1 protein-coding gene is annotated in these 307 nt (G+C 54.4%); it reads left to right on the forward strand.

Annotation, left to right across the window (positions count from 1 at the left end):
* Positions 1-307: TolC family protein (locus tag ACYP03_RS25400; RefSeq protein ID WP_459782589.1), on the forward strand; the 307-nt coding region annotated here is incomplete at both ends.

The raw sequence follows: 307 nt of genomic DNA on the forward strand, positions 1-307 counted from the left end.
TGAAGAAGACACGCTGGCAGCGAAAACAACGCCAGACTGGGCGGTAGGCGTGGGTGTCAGTATTCCGCTACTCGACTCTTCAGGCCGTTCAGACAAGGTAAAAGCGGCTCACAGCGCAATGACACAGGTGAATTACCTGCGCGCTCAGGCAGAGCAGGATCTGAGCGTGCTGGTTGAGAAAACCTACCGGGAAGCCTCTCAGGCACTGGAGGAATATGACGGACTGGCTTCCAGTATTGCGCTGGCCAAGGAAAGTGTGGTGTTACGTGAAAAAGCATTCAGTCAGGGCCTGTCGACATCTCTTGAT

The organism is Photobacterium sp. R1 (assembly GCF_054600795.1).